This window comes from Pseudomonas sp. IT-P100 (genome assembly GCF_949767185.1).
In the GTDB taxonomy this organism is placed as follows: Bacteria; Pseudomonadota; Gammaproteobacteria; order Pseudomonadales; family Pseudomonadaceae; genus Aquipseudomonas; species Aquipseudomonas fluorescens_B.
Map to the genome: position 1 here is coordinate 125,413 of NZ_CATKQK010000002.1, position 17,122 is coordinate 142,534.

General features: G+C 58.9%; 16 protein-coding genes. 6 read left to right on the forward strand and 10 right to left on the reverse strand.

The genetic code is table 11. The features are described from left to right. Window positions 1-252 precede the first annotated feature (252 nt). The gene (locus ACM6IQ_RS01655) at window positions 253-1,176 is read left to right on the forward strand and encodes a hypothetical protein (RefSeq protein WP_414877950.1); all 924 of its coding nucleotides are present in this window, start codon (window positions 253-255) and stop codon (window positions 1,174-1,176) included. 210 nt (window positions 1,177-1,386) lie between these two features. On the opposite strand, the gene ACM6IQ_RS01660 is transcribed toward ACM6IQ_RS01655, so the two are convergent. From ACM6IQ_RS01660 to dadA, 6 genes are all read right to left on the reverse strand, one after another. Further along, window positions 1,387-3,309 carry an acetyl-CoA hydrolase/transferase C-terminal domain-containing protein gene (locus tag ACM6IQ_RS01660; protein ID WP_017341462.1) on the reverse strand — a complete coding sequence of 641 codons (1,923 nt, stop codon included), beginning with the start codon at window positions 3,307-3,309 and terminating at the stop codon, window positions 1,387-1,389. Window positions 3,310-3,448: 139 nt separating this feature from the next. Next, the gene (locus ACM6IQ_RS01665) at window positions 3,449-3,862 is read right to left on the reverse strand and encodes a c-type cytochrome (protein ID WP_017341466.1); all 414 of its coding nucleotides are present in this window, start codon (window positions 3,860-3,862) and stop codon (window positions 3,449-3,451) included. Window positions 3,863-4,044: 182 nt separating this feature from the next. After that, window positions 4,045-4,593: a cupin domain-containing protein gene (locus ACM6IQ_RS01670; protein WP_007947433.1), complete on the reverse strand. Its 549-nt coding sequence runs from the start codon at window positions 4,591-4,593 to the stop codon at window positions 4,045-4,047. Between the two features lie 126 nt (window positions 4,594-4,719). Beyond that, a complete protein-coding gene (gene alr, locus ACM6IQ_RS01675; RefSeq protein WP_414877951.1) occupies window positions 4,720-5,793 on the reverse strand; it encodes an alanine racemase in 1,074 nt (357 codons plus the stop codon). Window positions 5,794-5,889: 96 nt separating this feature from the next. Continuing rightward, entirely contained in the window at window positions 5,890-6,243 is a 354-nt protein-coding gene (locus tag ACM6IQ_RS01680) for a RidA family protein (RefSeq protein ID WP_414877952.1), read from the reverse strand. Beyond that, window positions 6,215-7,519: a D-amino acid dehydrogenase gene (dadA, locus tag ACM6IQ_RS01685; protein WP_031319174.1), complete on the reverse strand. Its 1,305-nt coding sequence runs from the start codon at window positions 7,517-7,519 to the stop codon at window positions 6,215-6,217. Before dadA ends, ACM6IQ_RS01680 begins: the two co-directional genes overlap by 29 nt. A 156-nt stretch (window positions 7,520-7,675) precedes the next feature. Between dadA and ACM6IQ_RS01690 the strand changes: the two genes are divergently transcribed. Continuing rightward, complete coding sequence (locus ACM6IQ_RS01690; protein ID WP_003177284.1) at window positions 7,676-8,164, forward strand: Lrp/AsnC ligand binding domain-containing protein; 489 nt, start codon at window positions 7,676-7,678, stop codon at window positions 8,162-8,164. Window positions 8,165-8,307: 143 nt separating this feature from the next. Here ACM6IQ_RS01690 and ACM6IQ_RS01695 read toward each other — a convergent pair whose 3' ends face one another. Next, complete coding sequence (locus ACM6IQ_RS01695) at window positions 8,308-8,661, reverse strand: YkgJ family cysteine cluster protein (RefSeq protein ID WP_007947437.1); 354 nt, start codon at window positions 8,659-8,661, stop codon at window positions 8,308-8,310. 147 nt (window positions 8,662-8,808) lie between these two features. On the opposite strand from ACM6IQ_RS01695, the gene ACM6IQ_RS01700 reads away from it, so the two are divergent. Further along, the gene (locus ACM6IQ_RS01700) at window positions 8,809-10,101 is read left to right on the forward strand and encodes an NAD(P)/FAD-dependent oxidoreductase (protein WP_414877953.1); all 1,293 of its coding nucleotides are present in this window, start codon (window positions 8,809-8,811) and stop codon (window positions 10,099-10,101) included. Between the two features lie 51 nt (window positions 10,102-10,152). On the opposite strand, the gene ACM6IQ_RS01705 is transcribed toward ACM6IQ_RS01700, so the two are convergent. Further along, the gene (locus ACM6IQ_RS01705) at window positions 10,153-10,398 is read right to left on the reverse strand and encodes a DUF1127 domain-containing protein (protein WP_017341471.1); all 246 of its coding nucleotides are present in this window, start codon (window positions 10,396-10,398) and stop codon (window positions 10,153-10,155) included. Window positions 10,399-10,577: 179 nt separating this feature from the next. Between ACM6IQ_RS01705 and ACM6IQ_RS01710 the strand changes: the two genes are divergently transcribed. Then, the gene (locus ACM6IQ_RS01710) at window positions 10,578-12,011 is read left to right on the forward strand and encodes a PLP-dependent aminotransferase family protein (RefSeq protein WP_017341472.1); all 1,434 of its coding nucleotides are present in this window, start codon (window positions 10,578-10,580) and stop codon (window positions 12,009-12,011) included. A 60-nt stretch (window positions 12,012-12,071) separates the two neighbouring features. Next, window positions 12,072-13,640, forward strand: a complete 1,569-nt coding sequence (locus tag ACM6IQ_RS01715) for a phospholipase D family protein (RefSeq protein WP_017341473.1) — start codon at window positions 12,072-12,074, stop codon at window positions 13,638-13,640. A 39-nt stretch (window positions 13,641-13,679) separates the two neighbouring features. Here ACM6IQ_RS01715 and ACM6IQ_RS01720 read toward each other — a convergent pair whose 3' ends face one another. Both ACM6IQ_RS01720 and ACM6IQ_RS01725 read right to left on the reverse strand, forming a co-directional pair. Then, window positions 13,680-14,825: an MFS transporter gene (locus ACM6IQ_RS01720; protein WP_017341474.1), complete on the reverse strand. Its 1,146-nt coding sequence runs from the start codon at window positions 14,823-14,825 to the stop codon at window positions 13,680-13,682. A 185-nt stretch (window positions 14,826-15,010) separates the two neighbouring features. Continuing rightward, window positions 15,011-16,504, reverse strand: coding sequence for an aldehyde dehydrogenase (locus ACM6IQ_RS01725; protein ID WP_017341475.1), 1,494 nt, complete (start codon window positions 16,502-16,504; stop codon window positions 15,011-15,013). Between the two features lie 248 nt (window positions 16,505-16,752). On the opposite strand from ACM6IQ_RS01725, the gene ACM6IQ_RS01730 reads away from it, so the two are divergent. Further along, entirely contained in the window at window positions 16,753-17,115 is a 363-nt protein-coding gene (locus ACM6IQ_RS01730) for a cupin domain-containing protein (RefSeq protein WP_017341476.1), read from the forward strand. Window positions 17,116-17,122: the final 7 nt, after the last annotated feature.

The following is a 17,122-nucleotide window of genomic DNA, read 5'->3' on the forward strand; positions in this document are numbered from 1 at the left end:
AGCAAGACACTTAACGCACCCAAAAAATCCTGTATTAATTAGTCCACTCCCAAGCAGCTCGGGGAGCAAACTAAAAATTGAAAAAGGATGATCATATGAAAAATGAAAAAGTCGTCAAAGAAAAGCTTAACCGGATCACTTCTGGCCCGGATAATTTTGGGTGGGCACCGTTGGCCTGGGCTCACACTGAGTAAATGATACCAATGCGCGGTAAGTGTTCTTTCCGCGCATTGGAAAAACCAGGAGAATTTTATGTCACCAACGAATATGATATCGACACTCTTCGGCCGTGAAGAATTATTAATTATTTCGGACTCAAATGACTTCCTCAGAGAGTGTGCGTTGCAAGGACTCAACACAGCCAATATTTTTGAGCTAAAGAAACTACCAAGAAACAGTATTGTTTTTTCTTTTAGCAATGACGCCGCAAAAATGACGTTTGACCTAGCAAAAAATACAGAAAGCAAAAGAAGCGTTTTCTGCGCAACTCAAGTGTTCGAACCCACTGTAGCTACTGCGCTTTATAGCCTTAAGCTTTTGCTGAGTAGCAATTTTGAACATGCCTTATGCACACAGCGATCTGTGTTAAACATGCTCAATTCACATGATTTCTTTTTTCTTTCTGGTAACGACGCCGACGCGCAGGTCTCAATTTTTCCGCACGCCCAGCCTTACGCACTACTTGCCGAAGACGTGTCTCACGATTTTGTTCAGTCCGTAGCAGAATTTTTCGAAGTTCATTACGCACACATGAACCCACAAGAGCCCTGCCCATTTTCTTTTACCGGAACATTAAAAATCGCGGGTATATTGACAGTGCTCAGAAAACCTAACCCGACCCTACCAGAGGGCCTAAAAACTTCACTTAATTGGCTGAGCAATCGAATTTCGAAAGAAGGTGCAGTGTTATCAATTAAAGACAACACCATCATCTCACTAAAAATAAAAAATGAAGAGCAAATAAAGCTTTTAGATCTTGCGGCTGGTGCTCGAGGACTTAAGCTGACGGAGTTTGCCATCGGGGTAAACGAGGCTATCTCATCGAATATCGATTACAAAACAAACTCACAAATGAATGAAGGCATCAGTGGAGTTCACTTAGCTATTGGTGATGGGTCTTCCGGTTATCACATAGACTTCCTTAGTCCATCTGTGAACGTAAGCCCAATACACTAGCTAATTAAGTGGTATCCCACGAAAGTAAAAATACCTGTTCTATTCCTCCTGTCTCAAAAATGTGGCTGGCGGCGTCGTGACCTTAATCGAATAACTATCCCCTGTGGGAGCCAGCCTGCTGGCGATGGCGTCGTGTCAGTCAAAATCTTCATGACCGACAGACAGCCATCGCCAGCAGGCTGGCTCCCACAGTTGGTTTTGCGTTGCGTGTTATGGCGCGGTGGCCTTCAGGCCGGTGAGCAGCAGGCGCTGGAACAAATCCTCTTTCAACCCCTCCGGGTTGGTCAGTTGCATCCGCTCCAGATGCTCGGGAAACGATTCAGGCTCTGGCGCATCCAGAGCGGCCTTGCCCAACTCCAGAATCTCCGTCAGCTTGAACTTGCTCTTCAGCCAGTTGAGCGCCCGCAACAAGTCCCGCTCCTCCCCAGTGAAATCACACCCCAGCGGATACTCCGGAAACAACTGCGGATGCCGCGCCTGAATCGCCTGTAGACGCTCTGGCCTGTTGTCGGCAAAACGCGGATCAATGCGGAAATTTTTCGGCAATTTACCTACGTCCTGCGCCTGTTCGATCAACCCCGACTGGAAGCGTGAATCGCTGATGTTGAGCAACGCCTCGATCACTGCCGCATCGGTCTTGCCGCGCAAATCGGCGATGCCGTATTCGGTGACGACGATGTCGCGCAGATGCCGCGGGATCGTGCAATGGCCGTACTGCCAGACGATGTTGGAACTGACCTCCCCGCCTGCCTCGCGCCAGCTTCGCAGCAACAGAATGGAGCGCGCGCCCTCCAGCGCATGGCCCTGGGCGACAAAGTTGTACTGCCCGCCGACGCCGCTGAGTACCCGCCCGTCTTCGAGCTGATCGGCCACACCGGCGCCAAGCAACGTCATGGTAAACACGGTGTTGATGAATCGCGCATCCAGGCGTTGCAAGCGTTTGAGTTCTTCCTGACCGTAAAGCTCGTTGATGTAGCTGATGCGGGTCATGTTGAATTCGAGCCGCTTGCTTTGCGGCAACTCACGAAGGCGCTCATAGAAACTGCGTGGCCCGAGGAAAAATCCGCCGTGCACCGAAATGCCGTCGATCTGCGCAGCCTCGTCCAGGGTGCCGGCATTGGCCTGTTGCTGAGTGGGCACGTCCGGGTAGACCTTGCGCCGCACGATCCCGGCATCGGCCAGCACCAGCAAGCCGTTGACGAACATTTCGCTGCAACCGTAAAGGCCCTTGGCGAAGGGCTCGATTCCGCCTTCACGGTCGATCAACTGCGCCCACTGGCTGAGATTCACGTCCGCCAGCAGCGCTTTGTAACCCTCGTTGTCAGCCTGTCGCGCCAGCAACGCAGCTGTCAGCGCGTCGCCCATGGCACCGATGCCGATCTGCAAAGTGCCGCCATCGCGCACCAGCGTGCTGGCGTGCAGGCCGATGAAGTGATCCTGGAAACCCACCGGCATGTTCGGCGTCGAGAAAAGCGTGGTGGTGTCCTTCTCATCGATCAGCAGGTCGAAGGCATCGATACCGATTTCCGCATCACCGGGCATATACGGCAAGTCGTTGTGCACCTGGCCCACGAGCAGGATCGTCTCCCCCGCTGCCCGGCGTTTCTCGATCATCGGGAACAGGTCGAGGGTGATGTCCGGGTTACAACTCAGGCTGAGGCGATCGGGATGCTCGCTGTGGCTGGCCACCAGTTGCGCGACCAGGTTCAAACCGGCGGCATTGATGTCCCGCGCGGCGTGGCTGTAGTTGCTGCTGACGTAATCCTGCTGAGCGGATGCGCTATGCAGCAGGCTGCCGGGCTGCATGAAAAATTGATGAACGTGGATGTTGGGCGGCAGGTTGTCCTTGTGCAGGCCCGCGAGGAAATCCAGTTCCGGATAGTCACCAAACACCCGTTCGATGAAGGGTTCAAGGAAGCGCTTTTGCAAACCGTCGCCCAAGGAAGGACGGCCCAGGCACAGCGCGGTGTAGATCGTCAGCTGCCGCTCGGGCAGTTGCGCCACGCGTTGATACAGCGCGTTGACGAAGTGGTTGGGTTTGCCCAGGCCGAGGGGCAGGCCCATGTGGATGTGCGCCGGCAACCGTGCCAACACATCATCGACCGCCTGTTCGATAGAACACAACTGCACCATCTGATCCTCCCTTACATTCCGTGAGTTGGGGTTGGACCGATCGTGCCGTGTCTTTGCTGCAATGAACAGCCTCGTGCGGCAAATCGCAGGCACAAAAAAGCCGCTCGAAAGCGGCTTTTTCGCGAAAGATGCAGGCGTATTACAGGCCGGACATCTCTTTGATTGCGCCTTTGAGCTCGTCGTCGGTGCAGTCGGCGCAGGTGCCTTTAGGCGGCATCGAATTGATACCGGTGATAGCTTTGGCCAGGATGCCGTCGAGGCCGCCCTGGTGATCGGCGCGCTCTTTCCAGGCCGCTTTGTCGCCAATTTTCGGCGCGCCCAGCAGGCCAGTACCGTGGCAAGCATTGCAATGCTTGGCAATCACGTCTTTAGGTGCCTTGGCACCGCCGCCTCCGCCAGCAGAGGCAGCCACTTCCATCCCCTTGCACTCTTTACCCTGAACGCAAACCTGGCCGACTGGCTCAAGGCGTTTGGCAATATCGTCGCTGGTCGCAGCTTGAGCGCTGACAGCCCATAGGGCCAATACGGTTGCTGGTGCAGCCAGCATTTTCATAATTAGATTCACGCGTTCACCCTCAATGGTGGCTAGTCACGCCTACGGCCACGGTTCGCAGGCGGGCGCAAGTATAGCGGTAAGCCCGCCGCACTGAAACAACCCCAAAGTCGAAGGGGTCTTGTTGCGCCGCGGAAAAACCCTTTGGGTGTCGCTGCCGTGCTGGCAGGACGCCTCTTCTCTTAGAAATTCGCCGGCGTGGCTGCGCTGATTAGCCGCGCCGGCGCATCGAACGGATTACGGAAGCGATGTGGCTTGGTACTTTCAAAGTAGTAGCTATCGCCTGCTTCAAGCACAAAAGTTTCCAGCCCGACCACCAGTTCCAGCCGTCCTTCCACCAGAATCCCGGTTTCCTCGCCCTCATGGGTGAGCATCTCGTCACCGGTATCGGCGCCTGGCGGGTAGATTTCATTGAGGAAGGCGATGGCGCGGCTCGGGTGCGCCCGGCCGACCAGTTTCATGGTCACGGCACCATCGGAAATATCGATCAGCTCGTTGGCCTTGTAGACGATCTGAGTCGGTTTTTCCTGCAGGATCTCTTCGGAAAAGAACTCGACCATGGACATGGGAATCCCGCCCAGAACCTTGCGCAGCGAACTGATCGAGGGACTGACGCTGTTCTTCTCGATCATCGAAATGGTGCTGTTGGTGACGCCCGCGCGTTTAGCGAGTTCACGCTGCGAAAGACCTTTGAGCTTACGGATGGATTGCAGTCGTTCACCGACGTCCAAGCTTGCGCCTCCAGGATTCAGGTTGTAGGAATATTGAGCGTTATCATGGCGACAGCGTTCAGTATTTACAACACTTTGGCCTGAATCCCGTGCGGCGAGGCGACTTCCGGTGCGCAGTGTTTGGGCTTAAGCCCCGGAATAGAGCAGCGGTACCCGGCGCAGGTTGCAAAAGATCTGGTAAGGAATCGTGTCAGCCGCTTCCGCAACCGTGCTGGCGAGCACATTTTTGCCCCACAACTCGACGGTCGAGCCGAGGCCGGCTTGCGGCACATCGGTCAAATCCACGCAGAGCATGTCCATCGACACCCGGCCGATCAACTGGCTGCGCTGACCGGCAACCATCACCGGTGTACCGGTTGGCGCGTGACGCGGATAACCATCGGCATACCCCATGGCCACCACGCCCACACGCATCGGTTTTTGCGTGATGAATTTTGCGCCGTAACCGATCGGCTCCCCAGCCGGCAGCTCACGCACGCAAATCACCTTCGATTCCAGGGTCATCACCGGTTGCAGGCGGGAGGCTACCGCGTTGGCTTCTTCAAACGGCGTGGCACCGTAGAGCATGATGCCCGGGCGTACCCAGTCGCTTGGAATCTGCGGCCAACCGAGCACCGCCGGAGAGTTACGCAGGCTGATCTCGGCGGACAAACCCTGACGCGCCGCTTCAAATACGGCCACTTGCTCGGCACTGGCCTGACTGTGCAGCTCATCGGCACGGGCGAAGTGACTCATCAGCACGATCTTCGCGACCTTGCCGCTCGCCAGCAGACGTTGATACCCCGCCTGATAATCCTTCGGATGCAGGCCGACCCGGTGCATGCCCGAGTCAAGCTTGAGCCACACCGTGATCGGCTTGCTCAGCGCGGCTTTCTCGATGGCTTCGAGCTGCCACAACGAATGCACCACACACCAGAAATCATGCTCGACGATCAGCGCCAGTTCATCGGCTTCGAAAAAACCTTCCAGCAGCAACACCGGCGCCCGAATGCCCGCGGCGCGTAGCTCCAGCGCTTCTTCGATGCAGGCCACGGCGAACCCGTCCGCGTCAGCTTCCAGCGCCTGGGCGCAACGTACCGCGCCATGGCCGTAGGCATCGGCCTTGATCACCGCGAGGGCCTTGGCCCCTGTGAGTTCTCGGGCGATTTGGTAGTTGTGACGCAGGGCTTGAAGGTCGATCAGGGCACGGGCTGGACGCATGGCGGCAGGCTTCTAGGCGGTCGTGGAAATAAAAACCGGCGCTGGCTGACGGCGTTAACCGCCCACAGCACCGGGAGAGGGATCTTTCTGACAGGCTTATGGCAGAGCGGCTACAACCGACAGCTCTACCAGGATTTCCGGTTCGCACAGCTTTGACTCAACTGTCGCACGGGCCGGGGCGACGCCTTTTGGCAGCCACTTGTCCCACACCGCGTTCATGCCTTCGAAGTGCGCGTCGATGTCTTTCAAATAAATCGTCACAGACAGCAAGTGGTGCTTATCGGTACCCGCCAGATCGAGCAATCGCTCGATATTGGCGAGGGCTTCGCGAGTCTGTTGTTCAATCCCGGCGTTCATGTCATCGCCGACCTGCCCGGCCAGATACACCGTACCGTTGTGAGCGACGATCTGACTCATGCGCTCATTGGTGAGCTGGCGCTGGATTGCCATGTTTTGCGGACTCCTGGAGTTTGCTGCCATAACGGGAAATATCGAGGCCTTCGGCGCTGATCTGTGGCGTTTTCTTCGCCATCAGGTCGGCCAGCAAACGGCCGGAACCGCACGCCATGGTCCAGCCGAGCGTACCGTGCCCGGTGTTCAGGAACAGGTTGCTGAACGGCGTTGCGCCAACAATTGGCGTACCGTCCGGGGTGGTCGGACGCAGACCGGTCCAGAAACTCGCCTGGGCCAGATCACCGCCCTGAGGATAAAGGTCGTTGACGATCATCTCCAGGGTTTCGCGCCGACGCGGGTTCAACGACAGGTCAAAACCGGCTATTTCAGCCATGCCGCCGACACGGATACGGTTATCGAAACGGGTGATCGCGACCTTGTAGGTCTCATCGAGGATAGTCGAAGTCGGGGCCATCGCCGGATTGGTGATCGGCACGGTCAGCGAGTAACCCTTGAGCGGATACACCGGGGCGCGGATGCCCAGCGGCTTGAGCAGTTGCGGCGAGTAGCTGCCGAGTGCCAATACATAACGGTCAGCGGTTTCCAGCTTGCCGTCGATCCATACACCGTTGATGCGATCACCGGCGAAGTCGAGCTTCTGAATGTCTTGGCCGAAGCGGAATTCCACACCAAGGTTCGTACACATCTCTGCGAGTTTGGTGGTGAACATCTGGCAATCGCCAGTCTGGTCGTTCGGCAGGCGCAGGGCACCGGCGAGAATGTCGGTGACGCTGGCCAGGGCCGGTTCAACGCGGGCAATACCGGCACGGTCGAGCAGTTCGAACGGCACGCCGGACTCTTTGAGTACGGCGATGTCTTTCGCGGCGCCGTCGAGCTGAGCCTGGGTGCGGAACAATTGAGTCGTACCGAGGCTTCGGCCTTCGTAGGCAATGCCGGTTTCGGCGCGCAATTCGTCGAGGCAGTCGCGGCTGTACTCGGACAGGCGGACCATGCGCTCCTTGTTCACCGCGTAACGGCTGGCGGTGCAGTTGCGCAGCATCTGCGCCATCCACAGGTACTGGTCGATGTCGGCGGTGGCCTTGATCGCCAGCGGTGCGTGACGCTGCAGCAGCCACTTGATGGCCTTGAGCGGCACACCCGGCGCGGCCCACGGCGAGGCATAACCCGGCGATACCTGCCCGGCGTTGGCGAAACTGGTCTCCATGGCCGCAGCCGGCTGACGGTCCACCACCACCACTTCGAACCCGGCACGCGCCAGATAATAAGCACTGGTGGTACCGATGACGCCGCTACCCAAGACCATAACGCGCATTTTCATATCCCTCATCGCGGCGTGCCGCTGACGTTTGTAGTTCAGACCGTAGATGTGGGCAGTTTAAAAAAGATTAGCCAGTGCTTTTCACTATATAAGCACCTATATTTGGCGACAATTCTCGGCAAAAACGCTTTTCACGGAGGCGCATCCCCTATGCGTACCAACACTCAGACCAAACGTGAGCTGGACAAGATCGACCGCAACATCCTGCGGATCCTGCAAGCCGACGGGCGCATTTCCTTCACAGAGCTTGGGGAAAAGGTCGGGCTCTCGACCACACCCTGCACCGAGCGGGTTCGGCGCCTGGAGCGCGAAGGCATCATCATGGGCTACAACGCCCGGCTGAATCCGCAGCACCTCAAGGGTAGTCTGCTGGTGTTCGTCGAGATCAGCCTCGACTACAAATCCGGCGATACTTTCGAAGAGTTCCGACGTGCGGTGCTGAAACTGCCCCACGTGCTGGAATGCCATTTGGTGTCAGGGGATTTCGACTACCTGGTGAAGGCGCGGATTTCCGAGATGGCCTCGTACCGCAAGCTACTGGGCGACATTCTGCTCAAGCTGCCGCATGTGCGGGAATCCAAGAGCTATATCGTGATGGAAGAGGTTAAAGAAAGTTTGAGTTTGCCGATTCCGGATTGAGCCTTTGTGGTGTCTGTTCAGACCTCATCGCTAGCAGGCCAGCTGCTCCCACAGGTGGACTTCAGTGGACACACATTCTGTGTACGACACAGAACCATTGTGGGAGCTGGCCTGCTAGCGATTACAGGCGACTCGGTCTTCCTTCAGACGAGCACCTGCCGGGTAGAAGCCATGTACTCATGAATCTGCTTCTCCACCCGCGGATGAATCAACTCAACCGGCCCCCGCCCATTCGGGCACGGCAGCGTCTTGGTGGTGCCAAACAACCGACAAATCAGCGGCCGCTCGTCATACACCGTGCAGCCGTTCGGCCCAAGGTGCACACAGTTCAGCTCATCCATCGCCGCATCCTGCTCGGCGCGGGTCTTGCGCGGCAGGCGGGACATTTCTTCGGGTGATGTGGTCACCGGCCCACAGCAGTCATGGCAGCCGGGCACGCACTCGAACGAGGGGATCTGCTGGCGCAAGGTGCGGATTTTCTGACTGTTGCAGCTCATCGAAACGGTAGTCCAAAGCGGAATAGAGCGGGATTCTGCAGCAAAAGTGTCGATCCAGACAGCCACAACCGACCAGTGTTGCCCGCGCCGGAAGGTCCGGCTTATGCTCCGTCAAATTTTCTAGACACAAGACTCAGGATGACGCGCATGAATGCCCGCGCCCAGCACATTGCTTCCTATTACGCCGCCAGCAGCCTGCCACAGCCCGATTACCCGGTGCTTACGGAGGATTTGGTGGCCGATGTGTGCGTGATCGGTGGTGGGTTTTCCGGGCTGAACACCGCGCTTGAGCTGGCAGAACGCGGCCTCAGCGTGGTGCTACTCGAAGCGCAAAAGATTGGCTGGGGCGCCAGCGGCCGCAACGGAGGGCAGCTGATTCGTGGCGTCGGTCATGGGCTCGATCAATTCACCAACGTGATCGGCGCGGACGGTGTGCGTCAGATGAAACTCATGGGCCTGGAAGCGGTGGAAATCGTCCGACAGCGGGTCGAGCGTTTTCAGATCCCTTGCGACCTGACATGGGGTTACTGCGATCTCGCCAACAAGCCTCGCGACCTGGAAGGTTTCGCCGAAGACGCCGAAGAACTGCGCAGCCTCGGCTACCGCTACGAAACCCGTTTGCTGCAAGCCCATGAAATGCACTCGGTGGTGGGTTCCGACCGCTACGTTGGTGGCCTGATCGACATGGGCTCCGGGCATCTGCACCCTCTCAACCTGGCCTTGGGCGAAGCTGCCGCCGCGCAGGAATTGGGCGCGAAGTTGTTCGAACAATCGGCGGTAACCCGCATCGATTACGGCCCGGAGGTGAAGGCCCATACGGCTCGAGGTTCGGTTCGCGCGAAGACGCTGGTGCTGGGCTGTAATGCCTACCTTAACCAGCTCAACCCCGAACTCAGTGGCAAGGTATTGCCCGCCGGCAGCTACATCATCGCCACCGAACCCTTGAGCGAAGAACAGGCGCACGAACTGCTGCCGCAGAACATGGCGGTCTGCGATCAGCGGGTGGCGCTCGATTACTACCGGCTCTCGGCGGATCGACGCTTGCTCTTTGGTGGCGCCTGCCACTACTCAGGTCGCGACCCGAAGGACATCGCCGCGTACATGCGGCCGAAGATGCTGGAGGTTTTTCCGCAACTGGGTGGGGTGAAAATCGATTATCAATGGGGCGGGATGATCGGTATCGGCGCCAACCGCCTGCCGCAGATCGGCCGGCTCAAGGATCAGCCGAATGTGTATTACGCCCAGGCTTATTCAGGTCACGGGGTGAATGCCACGCACCTGGCAGGCAAGTTGCTGGCCGAGGCGATCAGTGGGCAGCAGGGTGGTGGGTTCGATCTGTTTGCCAAGGTGCCGCATATCACCTTCCCCGGCGGGAAGCATTTGCGCTCGCCGCTGTTGGCGTTGGGGATGTTGTGGCACCGGATGAAAGAGTTGGTCTGAACCCTGTAGGAGCTGCCTTCGGCAGCGCCTACAGGGGATCGCGTTTAGGCTTCAGATCCTCCAGAAAGACTTAAGCCCCTCCTCCCGCGCCTGCTCCCGACTCAACCCGACATCCTTCAATTGCTCCGGCGTCAGATCGAGCAATGCCTTGCGCGTGTGCAGACGATGCCAGAACAGGCCCCAGCGACTCAGGCCGGACGGTGCGTTGCGCATAATCGCTTCCCGCGCACCGTTTTTTTGCCCTGCCGCCAGTTCCTGACTGCGTAACGCCAGCCGCACATCGCTCAAGCCGTTCATTTTGATTGCTCCTGTTTACTTGGGTAGCCAGAGCTTTCATGATGCGTGGACGGCGAAAAGCATTACAGATTCAACTTGTCAGTATTAACTCCATACAGATTTCGCGTTTTAGCCTCTGAATCATGATTTTTTACCTGATCTGTACTGGTTAAGCGAATCACCCACACCGAGACTGCGCCATGACCCTTTACGTCAACCTCGCCGAATTGCTCGGCACGCGTATCGAACAGGGCTTCTATCGCCCCGGTGATCGGCTGCCGTCGGTGCGGGCGCTGAGCGTCGAGCATGGCGTCAGCCTGAGCACGGTGCAGCAAGCCTATCGGGTGCTGGAAGACAATGGCCTGGCGATGCCGAAACCAAAATCCGGCTACTTCGTTCCGGTCAGTCGTGAACTGCCGGAGTTGCCGGCGATCGGTCGCCCCGCCCAGCGCCCGGTGGATATTTCGCAGTGGGATCAAGTGCTGGAACTGATCCGTGCGGTACCGCGCAAGGATGTAGTGCAACTGGGCCGCGGTATGCCAGACATCACCACCCCGACCATGAAACCGTTGCTGCGTAACCTCGCCCGCATCAGTCGGCGGCAGGATATGCCCGGTCTGTATTACGACAACATTCACGGCACCCTCGAACTGCGCGAACAGATCGCCCGCCTGATGCTGGATTCCGGATGCCAACTGACCGCCAACGACCTGGTGATCACCACTGGCTGTCACGAAGCGCTGTCCACCAGCATTCGCTCTATCTGTGAGCCAGGTGACATCGTCGCGGTGGACTCACCCAGCTTTCACGGCGCGATGCAGACGCTCAAGGGCCTGAATATGAAGGCCCTGGAAATCCCCACCGACCCGCTGACCGGGATCAGCCTCGATGCATTGGAACTGGCTCTGGAACAATGGCCGATCAAGGCCATACAGTTGACGCCCAACTGCAACAACCCGCTGGGCTACATCATGCCGGAATCGCGCAAACGTGCGTTGTTGACGCTCGCACAGCGTTTCGACGTGGCGATTATCGAGGACGATGTGTATGGCGAACTGGCCTACAACTACCCGCGTCCCCGCACGATCAAATCCTTCGACGAAGACGGCCGGGTCCTGCTCTGTAGTTCATTTTCCAAAACGCTGGCGCCGGGTTTGCGCATCGGCTGGGTTGCACCGGGCCGGTATCTGGAGCGGGTGCTGCACATGAAATACATCAGCACCGGCTCTACGGCGCCGCAGCCGCAGATTGCCATCGCCGAATTCCTCAAAGCCGGTCACTTCGAACCGCATTTGCGGCGGATGCGCACGCAATACCAGCGCAATCGCGACATGATGATCGATTGGGTCAGCCGCTATTTCCCCGCCGGCACCCGCGCCAGTCGCCCGCAAGGCAGTTTCATGCTCTGGGTCGAACTGCCTGATGGTTTCGACACCCTGAAACTGAATCGCGCCTTACATGACCAGGGCGTACAGATTGCCGTCGGGAGCATCTTTTCGCCCTCGGGCAAGTACCGCAATTGCTTGCGGATGAACTACGCTGCCAAGCCAACACCACAGATCGAAGACGCGGTGCGCAAGGTCGGCGCTGCGGCGATCAAACTGCTGGCGGAAAATGACAGCTTCACGGACTGACTTTTTACCGGAATCCAGCGTCCATATGCGGACACCTGCCGCCAATCGGAACGATCCTACGTGAGAGTCAGACAGCCCCTGCTCGCTCTTCTGCTACTGGCCTCGCTCCTGGGCGGTTGCGCCAGCTTCGACGTTCAACGCGAGCCCAGTCAGGCGCTGCCCGCCAGTGATTCGGCATTCGGTCGATCGATCCAGGCCCAGGCCGCGCCCCATGAGGGGAAGTCCGGTTTTCGCCTGCTGTCCAATAGCGGCGAAGCCTTCATGGCCCGTGCCGAGTTGATCCGCAACGCCCAAAGCAGCCTCGATTTGCAGTACTACATCGTCCACGACGGCATCAGCACCCGCATGCTGGCAGAGGAATTGCTCAAGGCGGCCGACCGTGGCGTGCGCGTGAGAATCCTGCTCGACGACACCACCAGCGACGGCCTCGACTGGATTATTGCGACCCTGGCGGCGCACCCGCAGATCCAGATCCGCCTGTTCAACCCGTTGCATCTGGGCCGGGCCACAGGCGTGACGCGAACCATGGGCCGGCTGTTCAACCTGTCGCTGCAACACCGGCGCATGCACAACAAGCTGTGGCTGGCGGACAACAGCGCGGCCATCGTCGGTGGCCGCAATCTGGGGGACGAGTATTTCGATGCCGAGCCCAACCTGAACTTCACCGACATCGACATGCTCGGCGTCGGGCCGGTTGCCGAGCAGCTTGGCCATAGTTTCGACCAGTACTGGAACAGTGCGCTGAGCAAGCCGATCGATGAATTCCTGTCGAGCAAACCGACGCAAAAGGACCTGCAAAATACCCGCACCCGCCTGGAAGAGTCGCTGGAAGAGACGCGCAAGCAGAATCACGCGCTGTATCAGCAGCTGATGACCTACACCACAAACCCGCGCATGGACATCTGGCGCCGGGAGTTGATCTGGGCCTGGAACCAGGCGTTGTGGGACGCACCAAGCAAGGTCCTGTCAGACGGCGAGCCCGATCCGCATTTGCTGCTCACCACGCAGTTGGCGCCCGAGCTCACCGGCGTCAGCAAAGAGCTGATCATGATCTCGGCATACTTCGTACCGGGGCAACCGGGGCTGGTTTACCTCACTGGCCGCGCCGATGCCGGGGTCTCCGTCAGCCTGCTGACCAACTCGCTGGAAGCCACCGACGTCCCGGCGGTGCACGGCGGGTACGCGCCCTATCGCCGGGCGCTGCTGGAACATGGCGTGAAGTTGTACGAATTGCGCCGCCAGCCCGGCGAAGGCGGCGGCAGCGGGCCGCATATTTTCTACAGCAAGTCCTACCGTGGTTCCGATTCGAGCCTGCACAGCAAGGCGATGATCTTCGATCAGCAGAAATCCTTCATCGGCTCGTTCAACTTCGACCCGCGCTCAGTGTTGTGGAACACCGAAGTCGGCGTGCTGGTGGACAGCCCCGAACTCGCCGCGCATGTGCGCACAGCGGCGATGGAGGGTATGGCGCCGCCCCTCAGTTATCAGGTGAAGCTGGAAAACGACCGGATCGTCTGGGTGACCGAGGACGACGGAAAAATGCATACGCTGACCAAGGAGCCGGGCAGCTGGTGGCGCCATTTCAATGCGTGGATGAGTACCGCGGTCGGCCTGGAACGGATGCTCTGACAGACGACACCCCCCCCCCCCGCGGGACAGTCCGTGGCGTCAGGCAGGCTCGGCGACCGTACCGAATGCACCTTCGCGCATCAGCAAAATCACCAGCCCGAACGCACCAGCCGCCATCAAAAGAGGCAACGCGTGCCCGCTGATCCACTGACTGCCAGCCCCGGCAGCCAACGGTCCGACCAGACAACCAATGCCCCATAGCTGCGCGATATGCGCATTGGCCCGCACCAGCGCATCGTCGCGATAACGCTCGCCGATCAGGATCAGTGACAAGGTGAACAAGCCCCCGGCACTGGCGCCGAACAGTACCCACAACGGCCAGATCAGCAACGTGTCGATCAGCAACGGGATTGCCAGACTCGACAGCATCAGCACCACAGCACAACCGGTGAACAACGTGCGTCGCGACAGACGATCCGCCAACGCACCAATCGGCAATTGCAGCAAGGCATCACCGACCACCACGGTGCTGACCATCGCCAAGGCTATCTCAGTAGTGAACCCCTGACGCAGGCAATAGACCGGCAACAAGGTCAGGATCATCGCCTCGAACGCCGCGAACAGCGCCACACCCCAGGCAATCGCCGGCAGTCCTCGGCAGAAGCGCCACAAGTCGCTGAAGGTCACGCTGCAGGCTTCACTGGTGGGTGCGCCGCTGCGACCCAGCAACAGGAACGGCGCCACCGTGAGCAAACCGACGCCGACCCAGAATCCATAATCGTGTTCGGTGCCCAGAACGCCCAACAGCAACGGCCCGGCCAACTGACTCAGCGCATAGCTGCTGCCGTACAGTGCCACCAGTCGGCCACGCCACTGCTCGACCACCAGCTGATTGATCCAGCTTTCGCCAAGAATGAAGACCAGCGTGAGGATCACACCAATCATCAATCGCAGCACCAGCCACACCGGATAGCTCGGCAACAGCGCCAGCAACCCGATGGATACCGCCCCGGCCCACAAGCACAGGCGCATCAGATTGGCCGTGCCGAGACGCGCCGCCAGATGACTGGAGATTTTCGCCCCCAGCAACACACCAATCGCCGGCATCGCGGCCATTACGCCGATGGCAAACGAACCGTAGCCCCAGCCTTCCAGGCGAAACGATACCAGCGGCATGCTGACGCCCAGGGCCAGGCCGACACTCAAGACAGACGCCAGCACGGCGAAATAAGTCGCCCAACGCATGTTCCACGCTCCTGTGGATATCTTTATGTACAACACAAAACACTGTGGGAGCGAGCCTGCTCGCGATGACGGAGCAACATTCAACATTTTCGTCGACTGTTACACCGCTATCGCGAGCAGGCTCGCTCCCACAAGGGATCTGCGTCGTTCGGGAGGCCTGTTACTTATAGGCCTCCCTTAACGGCTTACAACTTGATCCAGGTCGCCTTCAGCTCGGTGTACTTGTCGAACGCGTGCAGCGATTTGTCGCGACCGTTGCCCGACTGCTTGAAGCCACCGAACGGTGCGGTCATGTCGCCGCCGTCGTACTGGTTGACCCACACGCTACCGGCACGCAGCGCACGGGCAGTCAGGTGAGCCTTCGAGATGTCCTTGGTCCACACCGCGGCGGCCAAGCCGTAAGGCGTGTCGTTGGCAATCGCGACGGCTTCTTCGGCAGTGTCGAAAGCAATGACCGACAGGACCGGGCCAAAGATTTCTTCCTGGGCAATTTTCATTGCGTTGCTGACGCCGTCGAAAATCGTCGGCTCAACGTAAGTGCCACCGGTTTCCTGCAGCGTGCGCTTGCCACCAGCGACCAGTTTGGCGCCATCGGCGTGGCCGGATTCGATGTAGGACAGTACGGTGTTCATCTGCTGGGTATCGACCAGCGCGCCGACGTTGGTCGCCGGGTCCAGCGGGTTACCCGGCTTCCAGGTTTTCAGGGCCTCGATCACCAGCGGCAGGAATTTGTCCTTGATCGAGCGCTCGACCAGCAGACGCGAACCGGCGGTGCAGACCTCGCCCTGGTTGAAGGCGATGGCGCCGGCGGCGGCTTCTGCGGCAGCTTGCAGGTCCGGAGCATCGGCGAACACGATGTTCGGGCTCTTGCCACCGGCTTCAAGCCAGACGCGCTTCATGTTCGATTCGCCGGAGTAGATCAGCAGTTGCTTGGCGATCTTGGTCGAACCGGTGAACACCAGGGTGTCGACATCGTTGTGCAGGGCCAGAGCCTTGCCGACGGTGTGACCATAACCCGGCAGCACGTTCAGCACGCCTTTCGGAATGCCGGCTTCAACGGCCAGCGCAGCGATGCGGATGGCGGTCAACGGCGATTTTTCCGACGGTTTGAGAATCACCGAGTTACCGGTGGACAGCGCCGGGCCGAGTTTCCAGCAGGCCATCATCAACGGGAAGTTCCACGGCACGATGGCGCCGACAACGCCCACCGGCTCGCGGGTCACCAGACCCAGTTGATCGTGCGGGGTCGCGGCGACTTCGTCGTAGATCTTGTCGATGGCTTCGCCGCTCCAGCTCAGGGCTTGCGCCGCACCGGGAACGTCGATGTACAGGGAATCGCTGATTGGCTTGCCCATATCGAGGGTTTCAAGCAGGGCGAGCTCTTCGGCGTGCTGTTTCAGCAGGCCGGCGAAACGGATCATGGTGGCTTTGCGTTTGGTCGGCGCCAGGCGCGACCAGACGCCGGAATTGAACGTGGCACGAGCGTTTTCAACAGCGCGCTGGGCATCGGCGGCGTCACAGCTGGCGACTTTGCCCAGCAGACGGCCATCGACCGGGCTGATGCACTCGAAGGTCTCGCTGGAGACGGCATCGGTGTATTCGCCATTGATGTAGGCGCGGCCTTCGATCTTCAGATCGCGAGCCCGTTGTTCCCAATCGGCACGAGTCAGGGTGGTCATTCGAGTGTCCTCCTCTTATTGAATACGAGCGCCCCGCGTTCTTCGCGGACGTCCCCAGGAATTCTGCCCGGCCAGCCTGCAATTCGGCCCAAGGCAACCGCCACCCTAAACCAGTGACCGGGGTTGTTTCAATATATTTGACATAAGGTCGTTAAACGGCCTTGCGGTGTTCATTTTAATAAACATAGACTTTGGGCTTTCCAGCACCTTTCCAGCCACTCGCGCCGCAATCACGGGGGATAACAACAATGAGCATCCAGAACATCGTCGACTTCAGCCAGGCCGCTACCGAGCCCGAGCGCTACAGACCGGACCAGGCGAAAATCTTGAAGGGCGACCCTGAGCAGGTGGTTTACAACCACTACAACAGCCCGTGTGGCCAGTTGAATGCGGGCGTGTGGGAAGGGGCGGTTGGCCAGTGGCACGTGAACTTCACCGAGCATGAATACTGCGAAATCGTTCAGGGCGTTTCGGTGCTGCGCGACAACGATGGCAACAGCAAGACCGTGCGCGCAGGTGATCGCTTCGTGATCCCGGCCGGGTTCCGCGGCACCTGGGAAGTGCTGGAGCCGTGCCGCAAGATCTATGTGGCGTTTGAACAGAAAGCGTGAGGATTTG